Source organism: Streptomyces sp. cg35 (genome assembly GCF_050410835.1).
In the GTDB taxonomy this organism is placed as follows: Bacteria; Actinomycetota; Actinomycetes; order Streptomycetales; family Streptomycetaceae; genus Streptomyces.
Map to the genome: position 1 here is coordinate 732,378 of NZ_CP191268.1, position 13,760 is coordinate 746,137.

Annotated in this window: 14 protein-coding genes; 2 read left to right on the top strand and 12 right to left on the bottom strand. The window is 73.3% G+C overall.

Annotation, left to right across the window (positions count from 1 at the left end):
• Positions 1–29 precede the first annotated feature (29 nt).
• The 11 genes from ACQUQD_RS03585 to ACQUQD_RS03635 all read right to left on the bottom strand — a co-directional run bounded on the left by ACQUQD_RS03585 (position 30) and on the right by ACQUQD_RS03635 (position 10,682).
• Positions 30–224 (bottom strand): hypothetical protein, encoded by a 195-nt coding sequence (locus tag ACQUQD_RS03585; protein ID WP_428950441.1) that lies wholly within the window; start codon positions 222–224, stop codon positions 30–32.
• A 111-nt stretch (positions 225–335) separates the two neighbouring features.
• The gene (locus ACQUQD_RS03590) at positions 336–1,193 is read right to left on the bottom strand and encodes a phosphatidylinositol-specific phospholipase C/glycerophosphodiester phosphodiesterase family protein (protein ID WP_428950442.1); all 858 of its coding nucleotides are present in this window, start codon (positions 1,191–1,193) and stop codon (positions 336–338) included.
• A gap of 341 nt (positions 1,194–1,534) precedes the next feature.
• Positions 1,535–2,200 carry an ABC transporter ATP-binding protein gene (locus ACQUQD_RS03595; protein ID WP_428950443.1) on the bottom strand — a complete coding sequence of 222 codons (666 nt, stop codon included), beginning with the start codon at positions 2,198–2,200 and terminating at the stop codon, positions 1,535–1,537.
• The gene (locus ACQUQD_RS03600; protein WP_428957444.1) at positions 2,193–3,104 is read right to left on the bottom strand and encodes an ABC transporter ATP-binding protein; all 912 of its coding nucleotides are present in this window, start codon (positions 3,102–3,104) and stop codon (positions 2,193–2,195) included. The genes ACQUQD_RS03595 and ACQUQD_RS03600 overlap by 8 nt, the downstream gene beginning before the upstream one ends.
• Positions 3,105–3,145: 41 nt before the next feature.
• Positions 3,146–4,018: an ABC transporter permease gene (locus ACQUQD_RS03605; protein ID WP_428950444.1), complete on the bottom strand. Its 873-nt coding sequence runs from the start codon at positions 4,016–4,018 to the stop codon at positions 3,146–3,148.
• Positions 4,011–5,003: an ABC transporter permease gene (locus tag ACQUQD_RS03610; protein WP_428950445.1), complete on the bottom strand. Its 993-nt coding sequence runs from the start codon at positions 5,001–5,003 to the stop codon at positions 4,011–4,013. Before ACQUQD_RS03610 ends, ACQUQD_RS03605 begins: the two co-directional genes overlap by 8 nt.
• Positions 5,000–6,598 carry an ABC transporter substrate-binding protein gene (locus tag ACQUQD_RS03615; RefSeq protein ID WP_428950446.1) on the bottom strand — a complete coding sequence of 533 codons (1,599 nt, stop codon included), beginning with the start codon at positions 6,596–6,598 and terminating at the stop codon, positions 5,000–5,002. The genes ACQUQD_RS03610 and ACQUQD_RS03615 overlap by 4 nt, the downstream gene beginning before the upstream one ends.
• 80 nt (positions 6,599–6,678) lie before the next feature.
• Complete coding sequence (locus ACQUQD_RS03620) at positions 6,679–7,779, bottom strand: acyl-CoA dehydrogenase family protein (RefSeq protein ID WP_428950447.1); 1,101 nt, start codon at positions 7,777–7,779, stop codon at positions 6,679–6,681.
• Positions 7,776–8,960 carry an acyl-CoA dehydrogenase family protein gene (locus ACQUQD_RS03625; protein WP_428950448.1) on the bottom strand — a complete coding sequence of 395 codons (1,185 nt, stop codon included), beginning with the start codon at positions 8,958–8,960 and terminating at the stop codon, positions 7,776–7,778. Before ACQUQD_RS03625 ends, ACQUQD_RS03620 begins: the two co-directional genes overlap by 4 nt.
• Positions 8,957–9,943, bottom strand: coding sequence for an NADPH:quinone oxidoreductase family protein (locus ACQUQD_RS03630; RefSeq protein ID WP_428950449.1), 987 nt, complete (start codon positions 9,941–9,943; stop codon positions 8,957–8,959). The genes ACQUQD_RS03625 and ACQUQD_RS03630 overlap by 4 nt, the downstream gene beginning before the upstream one ends.
• Before the next feature lie 115 nt (positions 9,944–10,058).
• Entirely contained in the window at positions 10,059–10,682 is a 624-nt protein-coding gene (locus tag ACQUQD_RS03635) for a helix-turn-helix domain-containing protein (protein WP_428950450.1), read from the bottom strand.
• A gap of 101 nt (positions 10,683–10,783) precedes the next feature.
• On the opposite strand from ACQUQD_RS03635, the gene ACQUQD_RS03640 reads away from it, so the two are divergent.
• Positions 10,784–11,809 (top strand): NAD(P)/FAD-dependent oxidoreductase, encoded by a 1,026-nt coding sequence (locus ACQUQD_RS03640; protein ID WP_428950451.1) that lies wholly within the window; start codon positions 10,784–10,786, stop codon positions 11,807–11,809.
• 51 nt (positions 11,810–11,860) lie between these two features.
• Complete coding sequence (locus ACQUQD_RS03645; protein ID WP_428950452.1) at positions 11,861–12,763, top strand: SDR family oxidoreductase; 903 nt, start codon at positions 11,861–11,863, stop codon at positions 12,761–12,763.
• Between the two features lie 21 nt (positions 12,764–12,784).
• Here the strand turns inward: ACQUQD_RS03645 and ACQUQD_RS03650 are convergent, their stop codons facing one another.
• The gene (locus tag ACQUQD_RS03650) at positions 12,785–13,624 is read right to left on the bottom strand and encodes an enoyl-CoA hydratase/isomerase family protein (protein WP_428950453.1); all 840 of its coding nucleotides are present in this window, start codon (positions 13,622–13,624) and stop codon (positions 12,785–12,787) included.
• Between the last annotated feature and the right edge of the window lie 136 nt (positions 13,625–13,760).

Sequence of the window (13,760 nt, forward strand, 5' to 3'; positions counted from 1 at the left end):
CGAAACGATCACGGGGCCAGGGCCGGCGGTCACGGCTTGATGCTGCTGACCAGCCCCGCGGTGGCCGTGATGCCGTTGTGGATGGTCGGGGCGACCCCGGTACCCGCGAGCAGGAAGCCGAGCAGGACGCAGACCAGCGCGTGCGAGAGCTTCATGGCCCCGTTGCGCACGATGATCACCGCGACGATCACGAGCAGCAGCACGATGGAAATGGACAGCGACATCGTCGTACCTCCTCCGCCACGCCGGCACCGTGGCTTTCGGCCGCAAGTGTGGCGTAGCGGAGGGCGTCCGCCGGGGCATGACCTGTCCCCCGAACGGGTGTTAAAGCCGGGTCATCGGTCGTGCGCGTCGAGGAAGGCCTCGAGACCGGCGAGATCGTCGGTGTTGAGGTGGTCGACGTCGGCGGCGATCAACTCGGACCAGACAGCGTCGCGTTCGGGTCCGGCGAGGTCGGGCGTGGCCCAGAACCGTACGCGCTGGCGTCGGGCGTGCGCGGCGGAGACGATGGCGCGCAGCTTGTCGCGCTCGGCCGCGGGGATGGGGCCGGCGCCCTGCCAGGTGAAGTTGTTGGCCCAGTTGTCGCTGATGAGCGGGACGAACGAGGCGGGGGCGGGCGTTGCGAGGTCGGTGAGCCGCCCGTCGTAGAAGGCGCTGCGGGTGCGCTGCGCCTCCATCGGGGCGCGGGCGGCGCGGTCGCCGGAGATGACGGCGGTGACGGGCCCGGTACGCACCCGCCCATGGGCGTAGGTGGTGAACAGATCGCGGTGGCGGCGCAGTTGGCGGTCGAGTTCTACGTAGGTCGCCGCGCCCTCGGTCTTGATGTCGATCAGCAGCTGGAGCGGGATGCGCCGTCCGCGGTACACCGCGCCGCGGTTGGCCTTCACGCGGGCGGCGAGCGGTGCGAGGTAGAGGGACTCCAGGGTGCGGTCCGGATCGAGGTCGACGGGGTCGTGGGCGACGAGCAGGTCGCCGTCGACGAGGTAGATGTCGGCCTCGACGCTGTTGAACCGGTGGTCGAGGGCGTCGAAGAGGGGCCTCGGGTGGTCGTAGTCGTTGTGGGCGTGGGCCCGCAGGAGGGGGCGGGGGCCGTGCCCGCGCTCCGTGGCCTGGGCGAGTTGCGGCGTGACGGCGCCGAGGGCCAGTGCGCCGGCGAGGGCGCCGAGGGCTCTGCGGCGGGTGGTCGGGGCCATGTGTGCCTCCCGTGGTGGGCGGGTGGGGACATGGGCGAGTATGCGGGGCGCCCGGCACCAAGGGGCAGTGCTGGGAAAGGAGTTGGCCGGACTGCCGCCCCGGGTTCATAACGGCGTCACGGGGTGCGGCGCGGCTGCCGCCCGTTCAGATGTGCTGCGTTCGACGCCGAACTCGTTGCCTTCCGGGTCGCGCGGGGTCACCCGGCCGAGGCCGTCGGGGCGGCGGCGGTCCTTGTGGAGGCTCACTCCGAGGGCCGGCAGGCGCACGACCTCGTCGTCGCGGGTGCGCTCCCCGGTCGATGGTGATGTGCCTGATGCGTGTGGTCATGGGCGTCAAACGATCACTGACGTGCCCTGCCGTCCCTCGTGCTGCCGTGATCCACGGTCCGGTCGCACCACCGCTCGAGGAGCACCCGGTCGTGTCCGACGGCCAGCAGCCCCGCGCCGGTGTCACGGCGGTACTCCTCCACCACGCCCACCAGCGCCGCCGTGGTCGACGCGTCGAGCATCGCCGTCATCTCGTCGCAGACCAGCCAGCGGGGGCGCAGGACGAGGGCGCGGGCGACGCAGGCCCGTTGGAGCTGGCCGTCGCTGACCTCATGGGGGCGGCGGCCGAGGAGATCGGCGCCGAGGCCCACCGCGTCCGCCAGCTCCCGGACCCGCGCGACGTGTGCGCGTCGCTGTGCGCGCAGGGGCTCGGCGATGAGGTCGGCGAGGCGCAGGCGCGGGTCGGCGGACAGGCGGGGCTGCTGGAAGACGACGCCGAAGGCGGTGCGCTGGGCCCGGGGCGCGCGGTGACGCCAGCCCCGGGCCGGCTCGCCGTCGATGACGACCTGCCCGGCGTACGGCTCGTGCAGCAGGGCCGCGACCCGGGCGAGGGTCGACTTGCCGCAGCCGCTGGGGCCCAGCAGGCCCACGCTCTCGCCGGGCCGCACGGTGAGGGTGACGTCGCGCAGGACGGGGGCGCGGCGGTCGTATCCCGCGGTGATCGCGTTCAGTTCAAGCACGCAGGGTCTCCGTCCGGGCGGGTTCGGGGTGGTGGCAGGCCACGCCGTCGGCCGGCTCCGGCACCCTGGCGCACGTCTCGTCGGCCCGGGCGCAGCGGGCCGCGAAGGCGCAGCCGGGCGGCAGCGCGCTCAGCTCGGGCGGCATGCCGGGGATCGGGGCGAACTCTCGCTCGGGCAGGGCGTTCAGCAGGCCGCGGGCGTACGGGTGGCGGGGCCCGGGCGCACCGAAGAAGGCCGGGGCGTCGGCGAGTTCGACGATGCGGCTCGCGTACATGACGGCCACGCGGTCGGCGATCCGTTCGGCCGCCGCCAGATCGTGGGTGATGAGGAGCAGCGCCCGGTCGGCGCCGATGTGGCGGCGCAGTTCGTCCACGGTGCGGTCGACGAGGTCGCGGTCGAGGCCGGTCGTCGGCTCGTCGGCGAGGAGGAGGGGCGCGTCGCCGACGAGGGCGAGCGCGGTGGCCGCACGCTGGGCGAGGCCGCCGGAGAGTTCGTGGGGGTACCGGTCGAGGTGGTCGAGCGGGAACGCGGCACGGTCGGCGGCCTCGTGCACGGCCCGCCGGACATCGACCCGGCGCCCCTTCAACGCCGCTACGGTTTCGGCGAGTTGGGAGCGAACCGTCCGTACCGGTGTCAGATGAGCGGCGGGGCTCTGCGGCACCAGAGCGACGCGGCGGCCGCGTACCCGGCAGGCGAGGGTCCTCTCGTCGGCGGCCAGCAGATCGAGGCCGTCGCCCAGGCGTGCGGCGCCCGCGGTCTCGGCGTTCTCCGGCAGGAGCCCGAGCAGGGCCGACGCGAGCACCGACTTGCCGCACCCGCTCTCGCCGACGAGGGCCAGGCACTCCCCCGCCGCGAGCGCGAAGGAGACGTCGCTGACGGCCCGCACGTGGGCGCCGTCGCGCATCCGGAAACGCACGGACAGTTCGTCGACCGCGAGCACGGGGGTCACAGGGTCAGCTCCGATCGGCGGCGCGGGTTCAGGCGTTCGCGCCAGGCGCCGGCGAGTCCCGCGACGGCCAGGGTCGGCACGATGATGAACAGGCCGGGGAAGAGGGTGGGCCACCAGTCGCCGGCGAGCAGCGAACCGCGCGCGCTCTGCACCAGCGTGCCGAGGCTCGCCCGGTGGGCGGGCAGCCCCAGTCCGAGGAAGGACAGGGCCGATTCGTGCCAGATGGCGTGCGGCACCATGAGCACGGCGGCGAGCGCGGCCTGTGGCAGGACGCCTGGCAGCAGGTGCCGTACGGTGACCCGCCACCGGGAGGCGCCGCCGGAGATCGCGGCCTCGACATACGGGCGCGAACGCAGCGACAGCACTTCGGCGCGGACGATCCGGGCCGTCGACAGCCAGTGGGTCAGGCCGACGGAGACGACGACGGGCCACACGCCCGGCCGGAACATGGCGACGATGAAGACGCCGAGCAGCAGGTGCGGCACGGACGAGAACGTGTCGACGACGCGCATCACGCCCCGGTCCGCCCAGCCGCCGAGGGCGCCCGCGAGGGCTCCGACGGCCGTGCCGATGACGGTGGCCACGACGGCCGCGACGACGCCGACGAGCAGCGAGACGCGCAGCCCGTACACGCAGCGCAGGAGCAGGTCGCGTCCCACGTCGTCGGTTCCGAACGGGTGCGTCCAGGACGGGGGTTGCAGTTTCGCGGCCAGGTCGACGGCCTGCTCGTCGAGGTCGGCGAGCGGGGGCACGAGCAGCACCGCGAGGACGACGAGGCCCACGATCCCGGCCGAGGACCACACCCGCCACGCGCGTGTGGAGCGGCGCCGCGCCCCGCGCGTACGCCATGTCAGCGTCTGCTCAGCCATCGAAGCCCACTCTCGGGTCGGCGAGGCCGTACAGCAGGTCGGCGGCCCAGTTCCCGGCGAGGACGGCGAGTGTCGCGAGGACCGTGAGGGCGGCGAGCAGCGGGAAGTCCACGGCCGTGGCGGCCTGGACGGTCGCGGCGGCGATGCCCGGCCAGCTGAACACGGTCTCCACGAGCAGGGCGCCGGTGATGAGTTCGGGCACGCGGGAGCCGATGAGGGTGAGCACGGGCAGCGTGCCGGAGCGCAGGGCGTGCCCGAACAGGACGGTGCGCGGGGCGAGTCCGCGGGCCCGGGCGCCGCGCACCGGGTCCTCGTCGAGGGCGTCACCGACGCCCTGGCGGACGTACAGGACGAACCACGGCAGCTGCGAGAGGCCCAGCACGCCCGCGGGCAGCACGAGATGGGACAGCACCTGTGCGGCGGAGACGGTCGCGGAACCGGTGTCGGTGAGGCCGCCCGCGGGCAGCACGCCGAGTCGGAGCGCGAAGAGCCAGACGGCGAGCAGGCCGAGCCAGAACGGCGGCGCGGCTTCCAGTGTGTAGGCCAGCGACGTCACCGCGCGGTCGAGCGGGCCGCCGCGGCGACGGGCCGCGAGCACCCCGAGCAGGGTGCCGAGCGCGATGGCGAGGAGGAAGGCGGTGGCGGCGAGCAGGGCGGACCAGCCGAGGCGCTGGGCGATCACGTCGGCGACGGGCTGGCGCAGGACGGCGGAGTCGCCGAGGTCACCGGAGAGCGCCGAGGTCAGCCATTCCCACCAGCGGGCGGGCAGCGGCCGGTCGACGCCGAGGTTGGCGCGGAGCTGGTCGAGGTTCTCCTGCGACGCGGTGAGGCCGGCCGTGCCCGCGTACGCCTTGACCGGATCGAACGGGGAGGCGGCGGCGATCGCGAAGACGCCGAAGGTGACGGCGGCCAGGACGGGCGCGGCGAACAGGATCCGCCGGCCCGTCAGGCGTGCCATCGGCCCCCAGGGGAGCCGCCGGTTCATGCGCGCCAGTCCTCCACGTTCCACCACGGCCCGGACGCGAGCCCGTGGTCGTGCGGCTCGGTCTGTGTGGTGAGGCCGCCGAAGCGTGCGTCGACCACGTAGAGGTGGTCGATGTGCGTGAGGAAGGTGTAGCCGGGATCCTTCACGAGCTCGCGCTGGACCGTGTCGTAGGCGGCCCGCCGCTCGGTGTCGTCACCGCTGCGGCGGCCGTCCTCCAGGGCGGCGTCGACCTCGGCGTTCTCGTACCAGGCCATGTTGTTGAAGCCGTCCCCGGCGAGGGAGGACTTGAGCAGCGTGTACTGGTCGAAGTCGGGGTCGGCGGGCGCGCCGCCGCCGGCGAGGACCGCGTCCTTGGGCATGCGCGGCTCGATGACCTCCCAGGTGCCGGACTCGACCTTGATGTCGATGCCGAGCTTCTTGGCGTCGGAGGCGTAGGCGAGGGCGTGGTCCTGGCGGAGCTTGTCGCCGGTCAGGTACCACAGGGGGAAGGACGCGCGGACTCCGTCGCGTGCGCGGACGCCGCCGGCACCGGCCTTCCAGCCCGCCCGGTCCAGCAGCTTCTTGGCCTTCGCCACGTCGTACGTGCGCTCCGTGCCCTTCGCGAACCAGGGGCTGTCGGTCGGCACCGGGCCGTACGCCGCCTTGCCCGCGCCCTCCAGGATCCGGTCGACCATGGTCTTGCGGTCGACGCCGATGTCGAGGGCGCGGCGGATCGCGCGGTCGCCCGCGACCTTGTTGCCGGTGGGCAGGGTGACGACGCGGTAGTCGAAGGTCTTCGCCCCGTACGTCTTCTTGCCGGTGTCGTCCTTGAACGTCCTGGCGAGGTTCGGCGGGAGGATGGCGCCGTCGAGGTCGCCGGAGCGCAGCCGGGTGGCGCGCACGTCGTCGTCCTTGATGATGGCCATGGTGAAGTTCTTGATCTTCGGCGCGCCGCCCCAGTAGTCGGGGTTGGCCTTGAAGACGAGCTTCTCGCCCTTGGACCACGTGACCAGCGTGTAGGGGCCGGTGCCCACGGGCCGGGTGGTGAACGCGCCGTTGTTCACGTCCTGCCGGCCCGCCACGTGCTCGGGCGCGATGGGCAGGACGGTGCGCTCGGCGAACGGCGCGTAGGGGTACTCGAGGTGGAAGACGACGGTGTCGTCCCCCTTGGCCTCGACGCTCTTGACGGCGTCCAGCTCGGTCCTGGACGCGTTGTTGGTCTTCTTGTCGAGGATCGTCTCGTACGTGAAGACGACGTCCTTGGACGTGAACGGCTTCCCGTCGCTGAATTTCACGCCGTCGCGCAGGGTGTACGTGTACGTGCGCCCGCCGTCGGTGACCTTCGGCAGTGCGGTGGCGAGCGCGGGCTTCAGCTTCATGTCGGCGTCGTGCGTGAGCAGTCCGTCGAAGAGCTTGGAGTTGCCGTCCTTGCCGTAGCCGAGGAGCGGGCTGAGCGTGTCGGGCTCGTAGGCGATACCGACGACGGCGCTGTCCGCGCCGCCGCCCTTCGCGTCGTCGTCCGGCGTCGCGCAGGCGGCAGCGGTCAACGCCAGTGCGGTGACCGCTGCCCCTGATATGACGCTCTTTGCCGGCCGTGCCACGCCGCCCACCCCCATTCAAGATCAACCACTATTGCGAATGAGTCGCAATAGTGCCATCTCGTCAAGGGCAGGTAAAGCCGGGGGTCATGTCCGGCTCACGGCGCCCGGAGGTCGACCAGCTCGGCCAGCTCCTCCCGGTGGCGGCCCGCGGTCCCGAGCGCGATCGAATCGGCCTTGGCGCGCTTGAGGTACAGGTGGATCGGGTGCTCCCAGGTCATCCCGATGCCGCCGTGCAGCTGGAGCGCCTCCTCGGCGGCGCGCACGGCGACGGGCGCCGCGTACGCCTGGGCGACGGCCACCGCGACATCGGCGTCGTCGCTGCCGGTGGCGAGCGCGTCGGCCGCGTTCCGCGCGACGGCGCGGGTGTTGACCGTCTCGAGCCACAGCTGCGCGAGCCGGTGCTTGAGCGCCTGGAAGGACCCGACCGGTCGGTTGAACTGGTGGCGCTCCCGCGTGTAGCGCACAGTCTCCGTCAACAGCCAGTCCGCGAGGCCGAGTTGCTCCGAGACGAGGAGGCCGGCTCCGGCGCGCAGGGCGCGGCGGACGGCGGGCGCGGCATGGCCGGCGAGCGGGCGTGCGGCCGCGCCCTCGAACGTGACGGCGGCCAGCGGGCGCGTGCGGTCGAAGGAGATCTGGGCGTCGACGGTGACCCCGCTCGCCGTCGCGTCCACGGCGAACAGGCCGCTCTCGGTGGGCACGAGGAGCACATCGGCGGCGGCCGCGTCCGCGACCCCGGTGACGCGCCCGGTCAGCGCCCCGCCCTCTTCTCGTACGTCCTTGAAGTCCCGCCCGGGCGTCGCCGAGAAGGGCACGGTGAGCGCGCCGAGGGTGCGGCCGGAGGCGAGGGACGCGAGCAGTGCCCGTGCCTCGTCGGTGTCGCAGGCGAGCAGGGCCTCCGTCGCGATGACGGCGCTCGTCAGGTACGGGACCGGGGCCACCGAGCGTCCCAACTCCTCCAGGACCACGGCGGCTTCACGGTGCGAGGCGCCCTGGCCGCCGTGCTCCTCCGGGACGAGGAGTCCGGCCAGGCCCATGCTCTCGGCGAGGTTCTTCCACAGGGCGCGGTCGTACGGCTCGTCCGTCTCGATGCGGGCCAGTACGGCGGTGGCGTCGCAGTGGTCGGCGAGCAGATCGCGGACCGCCGAGCGCAGCGCTTCCTCTTCCTCGGAGTACAGCAGGTCGGGCTGGGTGCTCATCGGGACAGGTCCTTCCAGGCGACGTCCTTGTCGGTGCGCGGCTCGGGCGGCAGGCCCAGGACGCGCTCGGCGACGATGTTCAGCAGGACCTCGCTCGTCCCGCCCTCGATGCTGTTGCCCTTGGCGCGCAGATAGCGGTATCCGGCCTCACGGCCCGCGAAGTCGACGAGCTCGGGGCGCCGCAGGGTCCAGTCGTCGTACAACAGGCCTTCCTCACCGAGGAGTTCGACCTCCAGACCGCTGATCTCCTGGTTGAGCCGGGCGAAGCCGAGCTTCATTCCGGCACCCTCCGGGCCGGGGTGCCCGGCGACGAGCTGCTGGCGCAGCCGCTCACCGGTGAGCCGGGCGACCTCGGCGTCGACCCACAGCTTGACGAGGCGCTGGTGCAGGTCGTGGGTGCGCAGCTCGGGGCGCTCGCGCCAGGTCTTCGCGACCGGGCCGATGAGACCGCCCTCGCGCGGCAGTCGCATGCCGCCGATGGCGACGCGCTCGTTGTTGAGGGTGGTCTGCGCGACCTTCCAGCCGTTGCCGACCGCGCCGAGCCGGTGGGCGTCGGGGATGCGGACGTCGGTGAGGAACACCTCGTTGAACTCGGCCTCGCCCGTGATCTGGCGCAGCGGCCGCACCTCGACGCCGGGGTCGGTCATGTCGCACACGAAGTACGTGATGCCGCGGTGCTTGGGCACGTCCGGGTCGGTGCGGGCGATGAGGATGGCGAACCGGGCGTTGTGCGCGCCGGACGTCCACACCTTCTGCCCGTTGACGATCCAGTCGTCGCCGTCGCGCACCGCGCGGGTGCCGAGCGCGGCGAGGTCGGAGCCGGCGCCGGGCTCGCTGAACAGCTGGCACCACACCTCCTCGCCGACCCAGAGCGGCTTGAGGAAGCGCTGCTTCTGCTCGTCGGTGCCGTAGTGGAGGATGGTCGGCGCGGCCATGCCGAGGCCGATGCCGTTGCGCCGGGGGTCGTTGTCGGGGGCGCCAGCGGCTTCCAGCTCGGCGTCCACGACGGCCTGCAGGGCGCGCGGCGCGTCGAGGCCGCCGAGGCCCTTCGGGTAGTGCACCCAGGCGAGCCCGGCGTCGAAGCGGGCGGTCAGGAAGTCCGCGCGGGGCGTGCCGGCCGGCGGGTTGGCCGCGAGGAACTCCTGGGTGAGCGTGCGCAGTTGCGCGGCGTCGACGGTCATGCGGCGGCTCCTTCGGTGCGCGCGTTCAGTCCCGGGATGACGACGACGCGGCCCGTGGTGACGCCGTCGGCGACGCGCTGGACGGCGGCCGCGGCGTCGGTCAGATCGACGCGCTCGCTGACCAGGGGCTTGATGGCACCGCGCGCGGCGAGCTCGGTGAGCTTCTCGTGGCAGTGCGGGATGAGCCTCGGGTTCTTGGTGGCGTACAGGCCCCAGTGCAGGCCGAGGATCGAGTAGTTCTTCACCAGGGCGTGGTTGAGCGCGGGGCTCGGGATGGTGCCGCTGGCGAAGCCGACCACGACGATCCGGCCCTCGAAGGCGACCGTCTTGGCGGACTGGGTGTACGCGTCGCCGCCCACGGGGTCGTAGATCACGTCGGCGCCGCGGCCGCCGGTGGCCTCCTTCACGGCGGCGATGACGTCCTCGGAGCGCCGGTCGACGACCACGTCGCAGCCCAGCTCCTGGGCGACCTTCGCCTTCTCGGGGCCGCCGACGACGCCGATGACCCGGGCGCCCGCGGCCTTGCCGAGCTGGACCGCCGCGCTGCCGACACCGCCCGCGGCGGCGTGCACGAGGAGCGTCTCGCCGGCCTGCAGGCGCGCGCGCTGGTGCAGACCGAACCAGCCGGTCTGGTAGCCGATGTGCAGGGCGGCCGTCTCGGCGTCGTCCAGGGCCTCGGGCGCGGGCAGCAGGGCGCGCGCGTCGGCGACGACGTACTCGGCGAGGCCGCCGTGCGGCAGCACGGGGTTGGCGATGACCCGGCGGCCGTCCTCGGTCTCGCCGCAGATCTCCACGCCGGGCGTGAAGGGAAGCGGCGGCCTGACCTGGTACTGCCCCTTGCACAGCAGGGCGTCCGGGAAGTTGATGTTGGCGGCGCGCACCTTGAGCAGGACCTGCCCGTCACCGGGCACGGGGCGCTCGACCTCTTCGAGGCGCATCACCTCGCTCGGCTCGCCGTTCTCGTGCACTTGCCATGCCTGCATGCGGGGCCTCCACGGACTGCTGCGTCGGGACTGCTGCGTCACACCTGGTTCCGCTACCGGGTTCAGCCGCATACTAAGCGGTCGCTTGTCGTCCTGGGAATGCCCTCACGGAAGGTCAGTCCGCCGCGGCGCGCGTGGGGCGCGCTCGCACGTGCATCCGCTCGCCCTGCGGCCCGAAGAGGCTGAGGAATTCGGCGGGCCCCTCACCGGTGGACCCGAACCAGTGCGGCGTACGCGTGTCGAACTCGGCCGCCTCCCCGGGCCCGAGGATCACGTCGTGCTCGCCGAGGACAAGCCGCAGCCTGCCGGAGAGCATGTAAAGCCACTCGTAGCCCTCGTGCGTCTGCGGGTCCGGCTCGATCTGCCGGGCCGGCTCGATCACCTTGTACGCCTGGAGCCCCCCGGGCTGCCGGGTGAGCGGGATCATCGTCCGGCCGTAGTGCACGATCGGCTTCAGGCGCACGCGCGGGTCGCCGACGGGCGGGGCGCCGACGAGCTCGTCGAGCGGCACCTGGTGGGCGCGGGCGATCGGCAGGAGCAGCTCCAGGCTGGGCTTGCGCAGGCCCGACTCCAGGCGGGAGAGCGTGCTGACGGAGATACCGGTGGTCTCGGAGAGCCCGGAGAGCGTGGCGCCGCGCTCCTTGCGCAGGGCGCGCAGGCGCGGTCCGACCCCGGAGAGCACGGCGTCCGTACTCGCCTCGGAGGGTTCGTCTTCACGGTCACGGTGGTGCGGTTTCATGATTCCATTGCAGTTTCGGCAAAGCCGTTTGTCAATACGGCGAGACCGGGTGCACCTTCGGGAGGGACGCAGACGCAGCACTCACGCACAAGGCGGTCACCATGGGACATCAGCAGCACAGCACGGACGCGTACGACGTCGTGGTCGTCGGCGGCGGAGCGGCGGGCCTCTCGGCGGCGCTGGTCCTGGGCCGCTCGCGCCGCTCGGTGCTCGTCGTGGACGCGGGCGAGCCGCGCAACGCGCCGGCCGCGCACATGCACGGGTACCCGTCGCGGGACGGCATGCCGCCCGGCGCGTTCCTGGCCGAGGTGCGGCGGGAGGTCGCGGCGTACGGCGTCGGGCTCGTCCGGGACAGGGTGACGGCGGCCGAACCCGTCGGGTCCGGGGAGTTCGACGTGAGCCTCGCGGACGGCGGCCGGGTGCACGCGCGCAGGCTCGTCGTCGCCACCGGCCTGGTCGACGAACTGCCGGACATCCCCGGCGTCGCCGAGCGGTGGGGCGACGACGTGATGCACTGCCCGTACTGCCACGGCTGGGAGGTCCGGGACCGGGCGATCGGTGTGCTCCACGCGAAGGCGTCCGGCATCCACCAGGCCCTGCTGTTCAGTCAGCTGTCGGACGACGTGACGCTCTTCCTGGACGGTACCGACGAGGACGAACTCCCGGACTCCGACTGGCAGATGCTGGCGGCGGCCGGGGTGGGCGTGGTGAGCGGGAAGGTCGGCGGGCTCGTCGTGACCGACGACGCGCTGAGCGGGGTCCGGCTCGCGGACGGCCGGGTCTTCGCGCGGTCGGTGTTCGTGGTGCCGCCGCGCATGGTGCCGCGGGACGCGCTGCTCACCGCGCTCGGCGCGCGGACCCGCGAGACCCCGGCCGGTCCGTTCGCCGACGTGGACCCGACGGGGCTGACCAGCGTGCCGGGCGTGTGGGCCGTGGGCAACGCGGCGGGTCCGGCGGAGCAGGTGGTGAACGCGGCGAGCGCCGGGTACCGGGCCGGGACCACCATCAACGCCGACCTGCTCCACACCGACCTGGAGCGGGCCGCGGCGCTGCGGCGGGCCGGGGTGTTCTCACCGGAGGGCGAGCGCGCGGTGGCGCGGGCCCGCACGGCGCGGACCGGCGCGTGAAGTACCGCGCGGGCATGGAGGATTGAGCGGTCCAGGAGTATCCATGCCCGCATGACGTCCTCCAGCGCACCGCACGGACTGCCCGCCCCTCCCCCGCTCGGCGCCGCGGCGCTGCCCCCGGGCACGTACGACGACCGGCTCGTCCTGGTGACCGGCGGCGGCACCGGGCTCGGGCGGGCCGTCGCCGCCGAGTTCGCCCGGCTCGGCGCCGCCGTGATGATCGTCAGCCGGAGCCCCGAGCATCTGGCGCCCGCCCGCGAGGAGTTGGCGGCGATCGAGGGGGCGGGGCCGGTCACGGCCGCGGCCTGTGACATCCGGGACGCGGGGCGCATCGCCGAGGTCTTCGACGCGGCCGCGGCGGCGCACGGCCGCGTCCCGGACGTCCTCGTGAACAACGCGGCCGCCAACTTCCCCGTACCGGCGGAGGACTTGTCGCCCAACGGCTGGCGCTCCGTCATCGACATCACTCTCAACGGCACGTTCTTCATGTCCCGCGAGTTCGCGCGCAGGCATCTCGCGGCGGGCACGGCGGGCTCGGTGATCGCCGTCGGCGCCTCGTACGCGTGGACGGGCGGCCCGGGGTTCGCGCACAGCGCGGCGGCGAAGGCGGGCGTGAAGAACATGGTGGAGACGCTGGCCGTGGAGTGGGGCCCGTACGGCATCCAGGTCAACGGCCTGGTGCCGGGCCTCATGCCGCACGACGACATGACGCGCGACATCCGCGCCAACCTCGACCGCGCCGAGGACCCCGGCGCCCGTCAGCCCGCGCTGCGCGTGGGCACTCCACGGGAGCTGGGCTGGGCCGCGACCTTCCTCGCCTCCCCCTACGCACGTTTCGTCAGCGGGCACACGCTGGTGGTGGACGGCGCGAACTGGCAGCGGCGGGACCTGGTGAACGCCCCCGTCACGACGGTGCGGGAGCAGTTGGGGCGCGGGCCGTTCGAGGCCGGCTGACCGGGGCCGGCCGGCCCCGGGTCACGCGCCCCGGAACTCCGGCGGCCTGCGGTGCGCCTGCGCGGTGAACCCCTCCGTCGCGTCGTCCGAGGTGAGCGTGAGGGCCGCGCTCATGGCCACCCGGTCCAGGGCGGCGTCGAGCCCGTGGTCGGCGTAGGCGTCGATGTCCCGCTTGACGGACTGCACGGCGAGCGGGGCGTTCGCGGCGATCTCGGCCGCCACCTCGCGCGCGGCGCTCTCCAACTCGGCCGCGGGCACGACCTGCTGGAGCAGGTTGAGGCGCTGCGCGGTGTCCGCGTCGATCCGGCGTCCGGTGAGCGCGAGGAACTTCGCCCAGCCCGCTCCCGCCTCGCGCGCGATCCGCAGATCGCCGCCCGCGTCGACGGCGACGCCGAGCCGGGCCTCGGGCAGCGCGAACACGGCGTCGTCCGCCGCGATGCGGACGTCCGCCATCAGCGCCAGTTCGAAGCCGAAGCCCAGGCAGTAGCCCTGGACGCCCGCGACCACCGGCTGTGGCAGCCGCGCGAACGCGGCGAACCGCTCGTGCGCCCAGCGGATTCCCTCGTAGTAGCCCCGGCTGCGTGCGGAGCCGCTCTCCCCCTCGATACCGCCGCCGGGCGCACCCACGTCGATGCCCGCGCAGAAGGCGCGGCCCTCGGCCCGCAGCAGGACGACGCGGATGCGGTCGTCGAAGCGGATCCGGTCGGCCATGACGCCGAGCTGGCGACTGGACTCCCAGCTCCAGGCGTTCAGCTTGGCCGGGCGGCAGAGCGTGAGGACGCCGATGCCGTTCTTCTCCACGTCCAGGCGCAGCCGCCGGTCGTCGCCGTCGGGGATCTCCGTGTCGGTCGTGTCGATCATGCGGCCCCCTGCCGGTCGAGGACGGTACGGCGGTGCTGGCGGCGCGCAGCGTAGCGGTCTTTCCCCGCACCTAGAAGGCCCGACAACCACACAGGGAAGGAGTAGACGCTGTCTACTGGCGACTGGTAGACAGTGT

Bases quoted from the DNA above. Each gene is read 5' to 3' on its own strand.
- ACQUQD_RS03630 (WP_428950449.1), bottom strand. From the start codon at position 9,943: ATGCAGGCATGGCAAGTGCACGAGAACGGCGAGCCGAGCGAGGTGATG.
- ACQUQD_RS03610 (WP_428950445.1), bottom strand. From the start codon at position 5,003: ATGAACCGGCGGCTCCCCTGGGGGCCGATGGCACGCCTGACGGGCCGG.
- ACQUQD_RS03640 (WP_428950451.1), top strand. From the start codon at position 10,784: ATGGGACATCAGCAGCACAGCACGGACGCGTACGACGTCGTGGTCGTC.
- ACQUQD_RS03620 (WP_428950447.1), bottom strand. From the start codon at position 7,779: ATGAGCACCCAGCCCGACCTGCTGTACTCCGAGGAAGAGGAAGCGCTG.
- ACQUQD_RS03590 (WP_428950442.1), bottom strand. From the start codon at position 1,193: ATGGCCCCGACCACCCGCCGCAGAGCCCTCGGCGCCCTCGCCGGCGCA.
- ACQUQD_RS03635 (WP_428950450.1), bottom strand. From the start codon at position 10,682: ATGAAACCGCACCACCGTGACCGTGAAGACGAACCCTCCGAGGCGAGT.
- ACQUQD_RS03585 (WP_428950441.1), bottom strand. From the start codon at position 224: ATGTCGCTGTCCATTTCCATCGTGCTGCTGCTCGTGATCGTCGCGGTG.
- ACQUQD_RS03645 (WP_428950452.1), top strand. From the start codon at position 11,861: ATGACGTCCTCCAGCGCACCGCACGGACTGCCCGCCCCTCCCCCGCTC.
- ACQUQD_RS03625 (WP_428950448.1), bottom strand. From the start codon at position 8,960: ATGACCGTCGACGCCGCGCAACTGCGCACGCTCACCCAGGAGTTCCTC.
- ACQUQD_RS03605 (WP_428950444.1), bottom strand. From the start codon at position 4,018: ATGGCTGAGCAGACGCTGACATGGCGTACGCGCGGGGCGCGGCGCCGC.
- ACQUQD_RS03600 (WP_428957444.1), bottom strand. From the start codon at position 3,104: ATGCGCGACGGCGCCCACGTGCGGGCCGTCAGCGACGTCTCCTTCGCG.
- ACQUQD_RS03650 (WP_428950453.1), bottom strand. From the start codon at position 13,624: ATGATCGACACGACCGACACGGAGATCCCCGACGGCGACGACCGGCGG.
- ACQUQD_RS03615 (WP_428950446.1), bottom strand. From the start codon at position 6,598: ATGGGGGTGGGCGGCGTGGCACGGCCGGCAAAGAGCGTCATATCAGGG.